Source organism: Pseudomonas sp. BN417 (assembly GCF_029871205.1).
Taxonomy (GTDB): Bacteria; Pseudomonadota; Gammaproteobacteria; order Pseudomonadales; family Pseudomonadaceae; genus Metapseudomonas.
This window is the reverse complement of record NZ_SSOJ01000066.1, coordinates 19,041-33,991: the sequence shown is the minus strand read 5'-3', so window position 1 is coordinate 33,991 and position 14,951 is coordinate 19,041. Positions and strand designations below refer to the sequence as shown.

15 protein-coding genes are annotated in these 14,951 nt (G+C 66.4%); 10 read left to right on the top strand and 5 right to left on the bottom strand.

Features of this window, described 5'->3' with window-relative positions:
* Positions 1-8: 8 nt before the first annotated feature.
* Both E8F11_RS06465 and E8F11_RS06460 read left to right on the top strand, forming a co-directional pair.
* Entirely contained in the window at positions 9-626 is a 618-nt protein-coding gene (locus E8F11_RS06465; protein ID WP_280288008.1) for a LysE family translocator, read from the top strand.
* A complete protein-coding gene (locus E8F11_RS06460) occupies positions 626-1,840 on the top strand; it encodes a benzoate/H(+) symporter BenE family transporter (RefSeq protein ID WP_280288007.1) in 1,215 nt (404 codons plus the stop codon). The genes E8F11_RS06465 and E8F11_RS06460 overlap by 1 nt, the downstream gene beginning before the upstream one ends.
* A gap of 88 nt (positions 1,841-1,928) precedes the next feature.
* Here the strand turns inward: E8F11_RS06460 and E8F11_RS06455 are convergent, their stop codons facing one another.
* Positions 1,929-2,690 carry an SDR family oxidoreductase gene (locus E8F11_RS06455; protein ID WP_280288006.1) on the bottom strand — a complete coding sequence of 254 codons (762 nt, stop codon included), beginning with the start codon at positions 2,688-2,690 and terminating at the stop codon, positions 1,929-1,931.
* 225 nt (positions 2,691-2,915) lie between these two features.
* On the opposite strand from E8F11_RS06455, the gene E8F11_RS06450 reads away from it, so the two are divergent.
* Positions 2,916-3,920 carry an NADP-dependent oxidoreductase gene (locus E8F11_RS06450; RefSeq protein WP_280288005.1) on the top strand — a complete coding sequence of 335 codons (1,005 nt, stop codon included), beginning with the start codon at positions 2,916-2,918 and terminating at the stop codon, positions 3,918-3,920.
* Between the two features lie 45 nt (positions 3,921-3,965).
* Here E8F11_RS06450 and pyrF read toward each other — a convergent pair whose 3' ends face one another.
* Both pyrF and E8F11_RS06440 read right to left on the bottom strand, forming a co-directional pair.
* Positions 3,966-4,664, bottom strand: coding sequence for an orotidine-5'-phosphate decarboxylase (gene pyrF / locus E8F11_RS06445; RefSeq protein WP_280288004.1), 699 nt, complete (start codon positions 4,662-4,664; stop codon positions 3,966-3,968).
* 64 nt (positions 4,665-4,728) lie between these two features.
* Positions 4,729-5,463, bottom strand: coding sequence for a hypothetical protein (locus E8F11_RS06440; RefSeq protein WP_280288003.1), 735 nt, complete (start codon positions 5,461-5,463; stop codon positions 4,729-4,731).
* 225 nt (positions 5,464-5,688) lie between these two features.
* On the opposite strand from E8F11_RS06440, the gene E8F11_RS06435 reads away from it, so the two are divergent.
* On the top strand, positions 5,689-5,856 hold the full coding sequence (locus E8F11_RS06435) for a DUF2897 family protein (RefSeq protein ID WP_151135083.1): 168 nt from the start codon (positions 5,689-5,691) through the stop codon (positions 5,854-5,856).
* A gap of 49 nt (positions 5,857-5,905) precedes the next feature.
* Positions 5,906-6,661, top strand: coding sequence for a CPBP family intramembrane metalloprotease (locus tag E8F11_RS06430; RefSeq protein WP_280288002.1), 756 nt, complete (start codon positions 5,906-5,908; stop codon positions 6,659-6,661).
* Here E8F11_RS06430 and E8F11_RS06425 read toward each other — a convergent pair.
* Together E8F11_RS06425 and E8F11_RS06420 are read right to left on the bottom strand one after the other, a co-directional pair.
* Complete coding sequence (locus E8F11_RS06425; protein WP_280288001.1) at positions 6,612-7,433, bottom strand: transporter substrate-binding domain-containing protein; 822 nt, start codon at positions 7,431-7,433, stop codon at positions 6,612-6,614. The genes E8F11_RS06430 and E8F11_RS06425 overlap by 50 nt on opposite strands.
* A gap of 105 nt (positions 7,434-7,538) precedes the next feature.
* The gene (locus tag E8F11_RS06420; RefSeq protein ID WP_280288000.1) at positions 7,539-8,168 is read right to left on the bottom strand and encodes a TetR/AcrR family transcriptional regulator; all 630 of its coding nucleotides are present in this window, start codon (positions 8,166-8,168) and stop codon (positions 7,539-7,541) included.
* Between the two features lie 192 nt (positions 8,169-8,360).
* Here E8F11_RS06420 and E8F11_RS06415 point away from each other — a divergent pair, with 192 nt between their 5' ends.
* The 5 genes from E8F11_RS06415 (at position 8,361) to atuE (ending at position 14,918) form a co-directional block, all read left to right on the top strand.
* Positions 8,361-10,151 (top strand): DUF1446 domain-containing protein, encoded by a 1,791-nt coding sequence (locus E8F11_RS06415; RefSeq protein ID WP_280287999.1) that lies wholly within the window; start codon positions 8,361-8,363, stop codon positions 10,149-10,151.
* 137 nt (positions 10,152-10,288) lie between these two features.
* Positions 10,289-11,164, top strand: a complete 876-nt coding sequence (locus E8F11_RS06410) for an SDR family oxidoreductase (RefSeq protein ID WP_280287998.1) — start codon at positions 10,289-10,291, stop codon at positions 11,162-11,164.
* 4 nt (positions 11,165-11,168) lie between these two features.
* The gene (gene atuC, locus E8F11_RS06405) at positions 11,169-12,785 is read left to right on the top strand and encodes a geranyl-CoA carboxylase subunit beta (RefSeq protein ID WP_280287997.1); all 1,617 of its coding nucleotides are present in this window, start codon (positions 11,169-11,171) and stop codon (positions 12,783-12,785) included.
* A gap of 70 nt (positions 12,786-12,855) precedes the next feature.
* Positions 12,856-14,016: a citronellyl-CoA dehydrogenase gene (atuD, locus tag E8F11_RS06400; RefSeq protein WP_280287996.1), complete on the top strand. Its 1,161-nt coding sequence runs from the start codon at positions 12,856-12,858 to the stop codon at positions 14,014-14,016.
* A gap of 107 nt (positions 14,017-14,123) precedes the next feature.
* Positions 14,124-14,918: an isohexenylglutaconyl-CoA hydratase gene (gene atuE, locus E8F11_RS06395; RefSeq protein WP_280287995.1), complete on the top strand. Its 795-nt coding sequence runs from the start codon at positions 14,124-14,126 to the stop codon at positions 14,916-14,918.
* Positions 14,919-14,951 lie beyond the last annotated feature (33 nt).

Genomic DNA, 14,951 nt, shown 5'->3' with positions numbered 1-14,951 from the left:
TGACCGCCATGAGCCTGGAACTGATCTTCGCCTTCGTCCTCTTCGCTTTCGTCACCTCGGTGACGCCCGGCCCCAACAACATGATGCTGCTCGCCTCCGGAGTGAACTTCGGCGTGCGCCGCAGCCTGCCGCACATGCTCGGCATCAGCCTCGGTTTCATGGTGCTGGTGATGGCCGTCGGACTGGGCCTCAGCCAGGTCTTCGAGCAGGTGCCGGCCCTCTATACCCTGCTGCGCTACGGCGGTGCCGCCTACCTGCTTTATCTGGCCTGGAAGATCGCCGGTTCCGGCGCGCCGGACGAAGGCAACGCGGAGAAGCGGCCGAAACCCTTCACCTTTCTTCAGGCCGCCGCCTTCCAGTGGGTGAACCCCAAGGCGTGGGTGATGGCCATCGGTGCGATCACCACCTACACCCCGCAGGAAAACTTCGTGGTCAACGTGGTGTTGATCGCTGCGCTGTTCGCCCTGATCAACTGCCCCAGCGTTGGCCTCTGGACGGTCGCCGGCAGCCTGCTGCGCCGCTGGTTGGCGGAGCCGCGCATCCTGCGCCTGTTCAACATCGGCATGGCCCTGCTGCTGGTGGCTTCGCTCTACCCCATCCTGGTCGACGTCAACGGAAAGATCTGATGACCCCTAGTTCGGAAACCCCGGCCAGCGCGCCACGCCTGCGCCCCCTGGCGGACTCCTCGCCCTCGGCCGTGGTGGCAGGCTTCATCGCCATGCTCACGGGCTACACCAGCTCCCTGGTACTGATGTTCCAGGCCGGCCAGGCCGCCGGCCTGAGCAACGCGCAAATCTCCTCCTGGATCTGGGCCCTGTCCATCGGCATGGCCCTCACCACCATCGGCCTGTCGCTGCGCTACCGCGCGCCCATAGTGGTGGCCTGGTCCACCCCAGGCGCCGCGCTGTTGATCACCAGCCTTCCCGGGGTGAGCTACGGCGAGGCGATTGGCGCCTTCGTCGTTTGCGCGGTGCTGCTCGCGCTGGTCGGGCTGACCGGCGGGTTCGAGCGGTTGATGCGCCGGCTTCCCGGCTCACTGGCGGCCGCCCTGCTGGCCGGCATCCTGTTCAAGATCGGCAGCGAGATCTTCATCGCCGCCCAGCACCGCACCACCCTGGTGCTGGCGATGTTCTTCAGTTACCTGGTGTTCAAGCGCCTGCAGCCGCGCTACGCCGTGCTGGCGGCACTGCTGGTGGGCTGCATTACTGCGGCGGCGCTGGGCCTGCTGGACTTCAGCGGCTTCCACTTCGCCCTGGCCGAGCCGGTCTGGACCAAGCCGGAATTCTCCCTGACCGCGGTAATCAGCATCGGCATCCCGCTCTTCGTGGTGGCCATGGCCTCGCAGAACATCCCCGGCATCGCCGTGCTGCGCGCCGACGGCTACCAGGTGCCGGCCTCGCCGCTGATCTCGGTCACCGGCATCGCCTCGCTGCTGCTGGCACCTTTCGGCTCCCACGGCATCAACCTGGCCGCCATCAGCGCGGCCATCTGCACCGGCCCCCACGCCCATGAAGACCGCGCCAAGCGCTACACGGCCGCAGTCTGGTGCGGGATCTTCTACGGCGTCGCCGGCACCTTCGGCGCCACCCTGGCGGCGCTGTTCGCCGCTTTTCCAAAGGAGCTGGTGCTGTCCATCGCCGCGCTGGCGCTGTTCGGCTCCATCAGCAACGGCCTGACCGTCGCCATGCAGGAGCCCAAGGAGCGCGAGGCCGCGCTGATCACCTTCATGGTCACTGCCTCGGGCATGACCCTGCTGTCCATCGGTTCGGCCTTCTGGGGCCTGATCGCCGGGGTGCTGACCTTGCTGATCCTCAACTGGGACAGTGGCCGGGACAAATGAAAAAAGGCGCCGCAAGGCGCCTTTTTCTTTCGTGCTCTTTGTAGGGTGGACCACGCTTCATCGGTCCACCAACAAGGTCAAGCCGACATCAGATCGCCGTGGCCCCGCCGTCCACTGCCAGGGCGTGGCCGGTGGTGAATCCCGCCGCGTCGCAGCAGAGGTAGAGAACTGCCGCGGCAATCTCTTCCACCTTGCCGATGCGCCCCACCGGGTGCATGGCAGCGGCGAACTCGCCTTTCTTCGGATCGGCTTCGTAGGCGCGGCGGAACATGTCCGTGTCGATCACCGCCGGGCACACGGCATTCACCCGGACCTTCTTCTTCGCGTACTCGACGGCAGCCGACTTGGTCAGGCCAATCACCGCGTGCTTGGAGGCGGCATAGATGCTCATCTTCGGCGCCGCGCCAAGACCTGCCACCGAAGCGGTGTTGACGATGGCGCCGCCGCCCTGGGCCAGCAGCAGTGGAATCTGGTGCTTCATGCAGAGCCAGACGCCCTTGACGTTGACGCCCATGATGGCGTCGTACTCCGCCTCGCTGCCCTCGGCCAGCTTGCCCTTCTCGATCTCGATGCCGGCGTTGTTGAAGGCGTAGTCCAGGCGGCCGTAGGCGGCCACCGTGCCTTCCATCAGCGCCTTGACCTCGGCCTCGCGGGTGACGTCGCAGCGAATGAAGCACGCCTCGCCGCCAGTGGCGCGGATCAGTTCCACAGTGCCTTCGCCACCGACGCCGTCGACATCGGAAACCACCACTTTCAGGCCCTCGGCGGCGAACGCCTGGGCGGTTGCGCGGCCGATACCGTTGGCGGCGCCGGTCACCAGGGCGACCTGGCCGGAGAAGCTCATGCTCATCTGTGCATCCTCGATGGGAATGGAAACTGTGGCGCAGTCTAGTCAGTAGCCGCTGCACGGCGTCAGCATCATCAGGGCTCTGGTGGACACCCCATCCAGATCATTGATGAAGACCTGCGCACAGGATCATTCGAATTCATGGCGATACATTCCGCCCGACCACCGAGCTTGCTCCAACCCGGCCAGCGGACTATCACCAAGGCTTTCCAATCCGGAGTTCCTGCCATGCCCCCGCTCAATCGCCAGTTCCTCCTCGCCCAGCGCCCGGTCGGCCCGGCCACCCGCGAGACCTTCTCCTACGTGGAAACCCCGGCCGGTGACCCCGGTCCCGGCCAAGTGCTGGTGGAAAACCTCTACCTGTCGCTGGACCCGGCCATGCGCGGCTGGATGAACGACGCCAGGTCCTACATCGCGCCGGTGGCCCTGGGCGAAGTGATGCGCGCCCTCGGCGTCGGCAAGGTGGTGGCCTCGGAACATCCGGACTTCAGCGTGGGCGACCATGTCTGCGGCGTGGTGGGCGTGCAGGACTACTTCCTCGGCGAGCCGCGCGACTTCCAGAAGGTCGACCCGAACCGCGCGCCCCTGCCCCTCTACCTCTCCGCCCTGGGCATGACCGGCATGACCGCCTACTTCGCCCTGCTGGACGTGGGCCAGCCCAAGGCCGGAGAAACCGTGGTCATCTCCGGTGCCGCCGGCGCGGTGGGCAGCGTGGCCGGGCAGATAGCACGGATCAAGGGCTGCCGCGTGGTGGGAATCGCCGGGGGCGCGGAGAAGTGCCGCTTCCTGGTGGAGGAACTGGGCTTCGACGGCGCCATCGACTACAAGTCCGAGGACCTGCATGCCGCCCTCAAGCGCGAATGCCCGAAGGGCGTGGACGTGTATTTCGACAACGTCGGCGGCGACATCCTCGACACCGTCCTTACCCGCATCAACCGCAAGGCGCGGATCGTGATCTGCGGCGCCATCAGCCAGTACAACAACAAGCAGGCGGTGAAGGGCCCGGCCAACTACCTGGCGCTGCTGGTCAACCGCGCGCGCATGGAGGGCATGGTGGTGTTCGACTACGCCCCGCGTTTCGGCGAGGCGGTCAAGGACATCGCCGGCTGGCTGGCCAGCGGTGAACTGAAGAGCAAGGAGGATGTGGTGACGGGGCTGGAAACCTTCCCGGAAACCCTGGGCAGGCTGTTCAGCGGGGAGAACTTCGGGAAACTGGTGCTGAAGGTGCGCTGATCGGCGCGATGAGTGCGCTGCCGGGTAGGCAGCGCACCGGATGCATCAAGCCAGCTCGGCCACTACCGCGGCCAGGGCTTTGGCCGGATCGGCGGCCTGGCTGATCGGGCGGCCGATCACCAGGTAGTCGGAGCCGGCATCCAGGGCCTGGCGCGGAGTGAGGATGCGGCGCTGGTCGTCCTGGGCGCTGCCGGCCGGGCGGATACCCGGGGTCACCAGTTGCAGGCGCGGGTGGGCAGTCTTGAGCGCCGTGGCTTCCTGGGCCGAGCAGACCAGGCCATCCATGCCGGCCTTCTCGGCCAGCCCCGCCAGGCGCAGCACCTGCTCCTGGGGTTCGATGTCCAGGCCGATGCCGGCCAGGTCCTCGCGCTCCATGCTGGTCAGCACAGTGACGCCGATCAGCAGCGGCTTGGGCCCGTTGAACTTGTCCAGGGTCTCGCGGCAGGCCGCCATCATGCGCAGGCCGCCCGAGCAGTGCACGTTGACCATCCACACGCCCATCTCGGCAGCGGCCTTCACCGCCATGGCCGTGGTGTTGGGGATGTCGTGGAATTTCAGGTCGAGGAACACCTCGAAGCCGCGGTCGCGCAGGGTCGAGACGATCTCCGAAGCGCAGCTGGTGAACAGCTCCTTGCCCACCTTGACCCGGCACAACTTGGGATCCAGCTGGTCGGCCAGCCGCAGGGCGGCTTCACGGGTGGGGAAGTCGAGGGCGACAATGATCGGCGTCTGACAGGCGGACATGGGGCAATCTCTTACGAATCGGAAACGGCGCGCATTGTAGCGGAAGCCGGCGTGCGCCGCTGCCTTACACGATGTGGTCCAGGGCGAAAGCGGTCATGAATCCGGCCAGGGTGATCAACCCGGTCCAGGCGTGGGTAGTCTCGAAGGCTTCCGGGATCAGCGTGTCCACCAGCATGCAGAGCACCGCCCCCGCCGAGAACCCCAGGGCAAACGCCAGCCAGAGCGGCGGCAGCTCGGCGAATAGTCCCGGCCCGGCCATGGCGGCCAGCCCGGACAGCAAGGCGATGACGCCCCAGAGGCCGAACACCAGAGCGCCGCTGCGTTTTTCCTCTCGCAACCCGGCGGCACTGGCGAGGCCCTCCGGCAGGTTGGCGAGGAAGATCGCCACCAGCATCAACAGGCTGACCTCGCCGCCATCCAGCAGGCCGAGCCCCAGACCGAGCGACTCGGGGATGCCGTCGAGGAAGGCGCCGACCGCGATCAGCAAGGCAACCATGCCGCTGCCACTCTTGCTCCGATGGTGCTGCTCCAGCCGCTCGATGTACTGGCTGGCGAGAACGAAAATGGCGCCGCCGGCCAGTAGCCCGGCCATGGTCGGCCAGAGACCGCCGATGCGTTCCGCCTCGGGTATCTGCCCGAAGCACAGGGCCGCCACCAGCACGCCGCTGCCATAAGCCATGATCGAAGCCACCACCTTCTGCGGCAGCTTCACCAGGAAACCGACCGCCGCGCCGATGAGCAGGCTGCTGGCGGCCAGCCAGCCCCAGAGGCCGGCCTGGAGGGTAACGGGGATCTGCATCGAATCCTCCTTGATGGGAGCTGAGAGCAGCCAGCAATAGCCGCTTCTCCGCCCCTAGGCTGCCGGAATGTTCCGGAAAAATCGCGAGCCCGGTCCGAATCAGCTGTGGCCAAGGCCATTTGGGGACCGCTTGCCCGGATTTCCCAACGAATCGAATGATTCCCGGGAACGTGGAAAGGCGCGCACAATCGAATAGAGTAGAGGCCCTTCCCGCAGGAGATCATCATGCCCTGGTATGCCTGGCTGATACTGGTCCTGGCCATCGGCTCCATAGTCGGTAGCTTGATGCTGTTGCGCGACACAGCGAAGAAGCTGCCGCTAACTGAAGAACAACTCAAACGCATCCGCGAGCGCAATGCCGAGATGGATGCCAAGGAAGCCAAGGACCGTTGACCCCGTGTCTCCCGAAATCCGCACTGCGGCATCGCCACAGGGAGGCGCCATGCCGCTCCATCTGCAACTGCTGTTTCCGTTGATCGTCCTGGCACTGGGCCAGGGGCTGGGCGGCATCGAGGTCAGCGCCCTGCTGGCCGGCGTCGCTTATGCCGGTTGGGTCTTCGCCGAACGTCAACTGCCGACGCGCCTCTGGCTGCCAGCCACCCTGCTCTCTTCCGTGGCCTTGGCCGCCCACCTGCTGCCGGGCTTCAGCCCCCTGCCCCTCGGCGAAGCCCAGAAGCTGAGCCCCGATGCGCCGCCTTACGCCCTGCGCCTGTCCTGGGACAAGCTGCTGGTAGGGATGACCCTGCTGGCCTGGTGGCTGGGCCGCCCCGCGCGGCCGGCGCCTTCGCCGCACCGTGCCTGGATAGTGGTGCTGGCAACCCTGCTGCTGGTGCCACTCCTGGCCATGGGCCTGGGCCTGGTGGGTTGGCAACCAAAATGGCCGGCGCTGATCTGGGAATGGCTGGCGGTCAACTTGCTGGCCACCGTGCTGGCTGAGGAACTGGTATTTCGCGGTTTGTTGCAGCCGGCGCTGGTTTCAAGGCTGGGTGCGCGCACTGGCATCCTGCTCACGGCGGCGCTCTTCGGTGCCGTCCACCTGCCCTTCAGCCCGTTGTTCGCGGTGCTCGCAGGGCTCGCCGGCCTCGGCTACGGCCTGGCCTTCCACTACAGCGGCCGGCTATCGGTTGCGGTCGCCCTGCACCTGGCGGTCAATCTCTGCCATCTGCTGTTGCTGAGCTACCCGCTGCGGCTGGGCTGACCACCACTCCGTAGCGGCCGAAGATCCGCTGCAAGTCACCATCGGCGCGGAGCCTGTCCAGCAGCTCGGAAAATTTCGCAGCGCTGATCGGCGCTGCCGGCCGCAGCAAGGCGTAGTGGAGGTAGCGCTGGTCCAGCCGCTCACTGGCGAGGAAACTGCCGGCCTGCTCCGGGTAGTGCTCCAGGTAGGCGTTGAAATAGGAACGGGTCACCAAGGCGATATCCGCCCTCCCCCGCAGCAGCATGCGCAGATTGCTGTCATGGGAATAGGTGAGCTGGGCGTTGAATTCGCGCTGGAGGAACTCGGGGTCGGCATTGAAGCCGGCGAAGCCGTAGTGGTAGCCGTTGTAGAGCGCCAGGCGCTTGCCGGCCAGAGCGTCGAAGAAGTGCTGGGTGCGCCCGGGCTCGGCCTTGGCGACGAAGATCTCGGCATCTTCCAGGCCCAGGTCGATGCGCGATCCGGCGATACCCTGCCAACCCCAGTCGGGGTTCTCGAATATCGCCAGGTCGATGCGCCCTTCCTGAAAATCCCGGAAGCGCCGGGGAATGGCTGTGGGCCGCATGACGAATCGGTAGTCCGCCTGCAGACCATTGAGCGCGTCGAGCATTTCCGGCAGCAGGCCGCTGGCTTCGGCAGACTCCGGCTTGATCACATAAGGCGGGAAATGCGCTCCGGCGACCTGAACGGTCTGCGCTGCCAACACGGGAGTGGAGAACAGCGAAACCACGGAGAACCACAACACCCCCAGGGAAACGCCCCTGCAACCGTCCATGCCGCCCCTGCTCCCTGCAGATTTCAGTCAGTTGGCCCGCAGCCTAGGACAAAGTGCCACTACACCCCAAGCCGCGCGCCCCTGATGTGATAGAGATCACGCTTTTCAGACGTCCTTGATTACCAGCGACAGGGCCTGCTCCGCCAGTTCATCCAGGCTCATCGGCCCCTCAGGACGGAACCAGGTGGTGGTCCAGCTCAGGGCCCCCGTGAGGAAACGCCGGAGGATGAAGGGGTCGGCCGTGAAATAGCCTTCGGCCCGCGCCTCGCCCAGGACTCCCAGCCAGATCTGCTCATAGCTTTCGCGCAACTGGAGGATGTAGTGCTGGCTCTCCTCAGACAACGATCGCCATTCGTAGACCAGCACCGCCATGGCCTCTCCGGTGCCGCCCATGATGGACTGCAGCTCGCAGCGGATCAGCGCCAGCACCCGCTCGCGCAGGTCGCCGGCTTCAGCCAGGGCGGCGCGCATCATGGCAGTGTTGTAGAGGATGGTCTCCTCCATCACCGAGCGGAGGATCTCATCCTTGCTCTTGAAGTGATGGAAGATGCTGCCGGACTGGATGCCCACGGCGCTGGCCAGGTCGCGCACGGTCGTACGTTCGTAGCCCTTGCTGCGGAACAGGTGGGCGGCGGTCTGCAGTAGCTTGCCCCGCGCACTGTCAGGGTCGGTGATCTGGCCGCTGGCCACCAGTTCGCGCATCACCGCCTGGGCTTTTTCGTCGTCAAGGCTCATCTGAATCCCCGCTGCGCTTAGCCATCCAACTTAAGAATGGTTCGCAAGTCTCTGTCTTGATTAACGAAATTTATGCTGGGCGTTGCTCCCAAGCAAGCGCTCGGGTAAAAAAGAGCGTATTCGGCACTTTTCAACCAAGCGCTTGCTTGGTAGTGTTGAGTACATCTTCCCTCAGTGCTGCGGACCACTCCAATGACAAGAACCGTACGCATCGGCTGCGCCTCCGCCTTCTGGGGCGACACCTCCACCGCCGCCGCCCAGTTGGTGCAGGGCGCGACACTGGACTACCTGGTATTCGATTACCTGGCCGAAATCACCATGTCGATCATGGCCGGCGCCCGGCTGAAGAGCCCGGACGCCGGCTACGCCACGGACTTCATCGAGGTGCTGGCGCCACTGCTGCCGAGCATCGCGGAGAAGAAGATCCGCGTGATCAGCAATGCCGGCGGGGTCAATCCGGCGGCCTGCGCCGCCGCCCTGGCAGCCGCCTGCGAGAAGGCCGGCGTGTCCCTGAAGATCGCCGTGCTGCATGGCGACAACCTGCAACCCAAGCTCGGTGAACTGGCCAAGGCGGGCATCCGCGAGATGTTCAGCGGCGCCCCGCTGCCGCCCATGTGCGTCTCGGTCAACGCCTACCTGGGCGCGCCGGGCATAGTGGCCGCCCTGGAACAGGGTGCCGATATCGTCATCACCGGCCGGGTGGTGGACAGCGCGGTGGTCAGCGCCGCCCTGGTCCACGAGTTCGGCTGGGCCTGGACCGACTACGACAAGCTGGCCCAGGCCGCACTCGCCGGCCACTTGATCGAGTGCGGCGCCCAGTGCACCGGCGGCAACTTCACCGACTGGGAGTCGGTGCCGGATTACGAGCACATCGGTTTCCCCATAGTCGAGGTCGAAGCCGATGGCAGTTTCTGCGTGACCAAGCCGGAAGGTTCCGGCGGCCTGGTCACGCCTTTCTCGGTCGGCGAGCAGATGCTCTACGAGATTGGCGACCCACGCGCCTACCTGCTGCCCGACGCGGTCTGCGACTTCACCCGGGTGGCCCTGGAGCAGGTTGGCCCGCATCGCGTGCGCGTGCTGGGCGCCCGCGGCCTGCCACCGACACCGCAGTACAAGGTCAGCGCCACCTACCCCGACGGTTTCCGCTGCACCGCCAGTTGCCTGCTGGCCGGCATCGATGCCGTGAAGAAGGCCGAGCGGGTCAGTCGCGCCATCATCGCCAAGACCGAAGAGATCTTCGCCGAGCGCGGCTGGGGCCGCTATAGCGAGGTTAACGTCGAGCTGCTGGGCAGCGAAGCCACTTACGGTCCTCACGGCCAGCGCAAGGACAGCCGCGAAGTGGTGATCAAGATCGCCGTCAGCCACAGCCGCAAGGAAGCCCTGGTGCTGTTCTCCCGGGAGATCGCCCAGGCCGCCACCGGCATGGCGCCGGGCCTGACCGGCATAGTCGGCGGCCGACCGACCGTCTACCCGGTGATCCGCCTCTTCTCCTTCCTGGTGAACAAGTCCGCCTGCCAGCTGGAAGTGGAACTGGACGGCCAGCGCCGCGCCACCGAGCTGCCGCAGGTCGACAGCTTCGACGTTACCGCCCTGGCCGACGACCTGGCCCCGCCGCCGACCGCAGGCCAGGCCAGTGCCAGCGTGCCGCTGGTGAAGCTGGCCGTGGCCCGCTCCGGCGACAAGGGCAACCACAGCAACATCGGTGTCATGGCGCGCCGGCCCGAGTACCTGCCCTGGATAGCCGAGGCCCTGACCCCGGAGGCGGTGGTCGACTGGATGGATCACGTGCTCGACCCGCAGCTGGGCCGTGTGGCCCGCTGGTACCTGCCGGGCAGCCACAGCCTGAACTTCCTGCTGGAGAACGCCCTGGGCGGCGGTGGAGTCGCCAGCCTGCGCATCGACCCGCAAGGCAAGGCGTTCGCCCAGCAGCTCCTGGAATTCCCTGTGCCGGTGCCCCAGGCCCTGGCCGACAGCCTGCAATGAATGACACGGCACCCGGCTCGTAGGAGCCAGCTTGCTGGCGAACCGCACCGCGCGGAGTTTCGCGAGCAAGCGCGCTCCTACAAAGAGCAAGGCGCGGATAACGCATCCCCGACGCGACAGACGGAAGGACGACAAGAATGAGCTACGACTCGGTATTCAAGCCCGGCCTGTTCAGCGGCCAGACCATCATGGTCACCGGCGGCGGCAGCGGCATCGGTCGATGCACCGCCCACGAGCTGGCGGCCCTGGGCGCCCACGTGGTGCTGGTGGGGCGCAAGCCGGAGAAGCTGGAGAAGACCGCCGGCGAGATAGTCGAAGACGGCGGCAGCGCCAGCTGGCAGGCCTGCGATATCCGTGAGGAGGACGCGGTCAAGGCCATGGTCTCGGCCGTTCTGGCCGAACGGGGCGCCATCCATCATCTGGTCAACAACGCCGGTGGCCAGTACCCCGCCCCACTCGCCTCGATCAGCCAGAAAGGTTTCGAGACCGTGGTGCGCACGAACCTGGTAGGCGGCTTCCTGGTGGCCCGCGAGGTGTTCAACCAGGCCATGAGCAAGGCCGGCGGCAGCATCGTCAACATGCTCGCCGACATGTGGGGCGGCATGCCCGGCATGGGCCACTCTGGCGCCGCCCGCGCCGGCATGGAGAACTTCACCAAGACCGCCGCCGTCGAGTGGGGCCACGCCGGGGTGCGGGTCAACGCGGTGGCCCCCGGGTGGATCGCCTCCAGCGGCATGGACACCTATGAAGGTGCCTTCAAGGCCATCATCCCCACCCTGCGCGAGCACGTGCCGCTCAAGCGCATCGGCAGCGAATCGGAAGTGGCTGCGGCCATCGTCTTCCTGCTCTCGCCCGGCGCGGCCTTCATCAGCGGCACCACCATCCGCATCGACGGCGCCGCCAGCCAGGGAAGCCGCGCCTTCCCCCTGGTCAAGGCAAAACCCGGCCAGAGCCGCGCCTACAACGGTTTCCACCGGGCCTACCTGCCCGATGTGTTGAAGGACCAGGAGTGACGCGATGGCCGTGATCGAATCCGAACTCGACGTCCAGGGCGAGGACTTCGCGAACAACCGCGAGGCCATGCTCGCCGCCGTGGCCAGCTTCCGCCAGATCGAGCAGAAGGTGCTGGACAAGGCTGCCGAGGCCAAGCCGAAATTCGACAAGCGCGGCCAGCTGCTGCCCCGCGAGCGCCTGAACCTGCTGCTGGACCCGGGTAGCCCCTTCCTCGAACTCTGCTCCCTGGCCGGCTACAAGCTGCACGACGACAAGGATGGAACCCAGGCCGGCGGCGGCATCATCGCCGGCATCGGCTATATCGCCGGCATCCGCTGCCTGGTCAGTGCCAGCAACAGTGCCATCAAGGGCGGCACCATCTCCCCCACCGGGTTGAAGAAGACCCTGCGACTGCAGCAGATCGCCGTGGAGAACAAGCTGCCCCTGGTGGCCCTGACCGAAAGCGGCGGCGCCAACCTCAACTACGCGGCGGAAATCTTCGTCGAGGGTGCGCGCGGTTTCGCCAACCAGGCGCGGATGTCCGCCATGGGCCTGCCGCAGATCACCGTGGTGCACGGCTCCAGCACCGCCGGCGGGGCATACCAGCCGGGCCTGTCCGACTACGTGATCGTGGTGCGCGGCAAGGCCAAGATGTTCCTCGCAGGTCCCCCATTGCTCAAGGCCGCCACCGGCGAAGTGGCCACGGATGAGGCACTGGGTGGCGCCGAGATGCACGCCCAGGTGGCCGGCACCGCCGAATACCTGGCCGAGAACGACGCCGACGGACTGCGCCTGGCGCGCGACATCCTCGCCATGCTGCCCTGGAACGCACAGCTGCCCGCCAGCACGAAACGCGAATGGTGTGAGCCGCTGTACAGCACCGAGGAACTACTGGGCGTGGTCCCGGCGGACCCGAAGAAGCCCTACGACGTGCGCGAGATCATTGCCCGCATCGCCGACGGCTCGGAATTCCTCGACTTCAAGAACGAGTTCGACAGCCAGACCGTCTGCGGCCACTTGCGTATAGAAGGCCGCCCCTGCGGCCTGATCGGCAACAACGGCCCCATCACGCCCCAGGGCGCGGCCAAGGCGGCGCAGTTTATCCAGTTATGCGAACAGGCCAATGTGCCGCTGCTGTTCCTGCACAACACCACCGGCTTCATGGTCGGCACCGAGTCCGAACAACTGGGCGTGATCAAGCACGGCTCGAAGATGATCCAGGCAGTGGCCAACGCCCGCGTGCCCAAGCTCACGTTCGTGGTTGGCGGCTCCTACGGCGCCGGCAACTACGCCATGTGTGGCCGCGGCCTGGACCCGCGCTTCATCTTCGCCTGGCCCAACAGCCGCACCGCGGTAATGGGCGGCGCCCAGGCCGGCAAGGTGCTGCGTATCGTCACCGAGGAGAAGCACGCCAAGGAGGGCAAGGAGCCCGACCTGAAGATGCTCGACATGCTCGAACAGGTGACCGCGCAGAAGCTCGACAGTCAGTCCACCGCGCTCTACGGCACCGCGAGCCTCTGGGACGACGGCCTGATCGACCCCCGTGACAGCCGCCGGCTGCTGGGCTATCTGCTGGATATCTGCGCGGAAGCGGAGCTGCGTCCGCTCAAGGCCAACAGCTTCGGCGTCGCCCGTTTTTGACCGTAGGTTGGCGCAGAGCGAAGCGAAGCCCAACAGGACCCCGTTCGATCCGATCAGGAGAACAACAACAATGATCTTCACCCAGGAACACGAAGAACTCCGCCGCACGGTGCGCAATTTCGTCGACAGGGAAATCAACCCCCATGTCGACCAGTGGGAAAAGGAAGGCCGCTTCCCCATCCACGATATATTCAGGAAGGCCGGCGAACTCGGCCTGCTGGGAATCTCCAAGCCGGAGAAGTTCGGCGGCATGGGCCTGGACTACAGCTACTCGATAGTCGCCGCCGAAGAGTTCGGCACCATCCACTGCGGCGGCATCCCCATGGCCATCGGCGTGCAGACCGACATGTGCACCCCGGCCTTGGCGCGCTTCGGCTCCGATGAGCTGCGCGAGGAGTTCCTCCGCCCGGCCATCGCCGGCGAGATGGTCGGCTGCATCGGCGTCTCGGAAGTGGGCGCCGGCTCCGACGTGGCCGGGATGAAGACCACCGCCCGCAAGGACGGCGACGACTATGTGATCAACGGCAGCAAGATGTGGATCACCAACTCGCCCTCCGCCGACTTCATCTGCCTGCTGGCCAACACCTCGGACGACAAGCCCCACGTCAACAAGTCGCTGATCATGGTGCCGATGAACACGCCCGGCATCACGTTGAGCGCCCACCTGGACAAGCTCGGCATGCGCAGCTCCGAGACCGCCCAGGTGTTCTTCGACAACGTCCGCGTGCCGCAGCGCTACCGCATCGGCCACGAGGGTGCCGGCTTCATGATGCAGATGCTGCAGTTCCAGGAAGAACGCATGTTCGGCGCGGCCAACATGATCAAGGGCCTGGAGCACTGCGTGGACGTCACCATCGACTACTGCAAGGAACGCAAGACCTTCGGCAACGCGCTGATCGACAACCAGGTGATCCACTTCCGCCTGGCCGAGCTGATGACCGAAATCGAAGCCCTGCGCGCCCTGGTCTACCAGGCCGTGGAACTCTACGTGAGCGGCAAGGACGTCACCCGCCTCGCCTCCATGGCCAAGCTCAAGGCCGGACGCCTCGGCCGCGAGGTCACCGACGCCTGCCTGCAGTACTGGGGCGGCATGGGTTTCATGTGGGACAACCACGTCTCCCGCGCCTACCGCGACACCCGCCTGGTCTCCATCGGCGGCGGCGCCGACGAGATCATGCTGGGCATCATCTGCAAGCTGATGGGCATCCTGCCCGGGAAGAAGAAAGGCTGAAGATCCGTAGGATGGGTGGAGGTGCGCAGCGCCGATACCCATCGCCTCGAATGATGGGTATCGCTCCGCTCCACCCATCCTACGACCACGCTGCCGGGACACCGACCATGGAATTACCGAAGACTGAAACCCTGCTGCTGGAACAGGCCGGCGGCGTGCTGTACATCACCCTCAACCGACCGGACAGCCGCAATGCCATGAGCCTGGCCATGGTCGAGGAGCTGCGCGCGGTGCTGGCCGCCGTGCGCGATGACGCGAGCGTGCGCGCCCTGGTGCTGCGGGGTGCCGGCGGGCATTTCTGCGCCGGTGGCGACATCAAGGACATGGCCAGTGCACGTGCCACCGGCGGCGAGGCCTACCAGCGGCTGAACCGGGCCTTCGGCAGCCTGCTGGAACAAGCCCAGGCTCAGCCCCAGGTGCTGATCGCCGTGCTGGAAGGCGCGGTGCTCGGCGGCGGCCTCGGCCTGGCCTGCGTCTCGGATCTCGCCATCGCCCTGCAAGGCGCCCAGTTCGGCCTGCCGGAAACCAGCCTCGGCATCCTGCCGGCGCAGATCGCGCCCTTCGTGGTCAAGCGCATCGGCCTGACCCAGGCCCGCCGCCTGGCCCTCACCGCCGCCCGCTTCGACGGGCTGGAGGCCCTGCGCCTGGGCCTGGTGCACTTCGCCGAGACCGAAAGCGCCACCCTGGAACAGCGCCTGGTCGACAGCCTGGAGCAGATCCGCCGCTGCGCCCCCGGCGCCAATGCCCGGACCAAGGCCCTGCTGCTGGCCACCGAAAGCGAACCCCTGGGCCCGCTGCTGGACAGCGCGGCAGAGCAATTCGCCCTGGCCGTCACGGGGGCCGAAGGCGCCGAGGGCACCCTGGCCTTCGTACAGAAGCGCAAGCCGAGCTGGGCCGAGTAGCACCCACACAGAAACGGAAGTAGCCCGGATGCA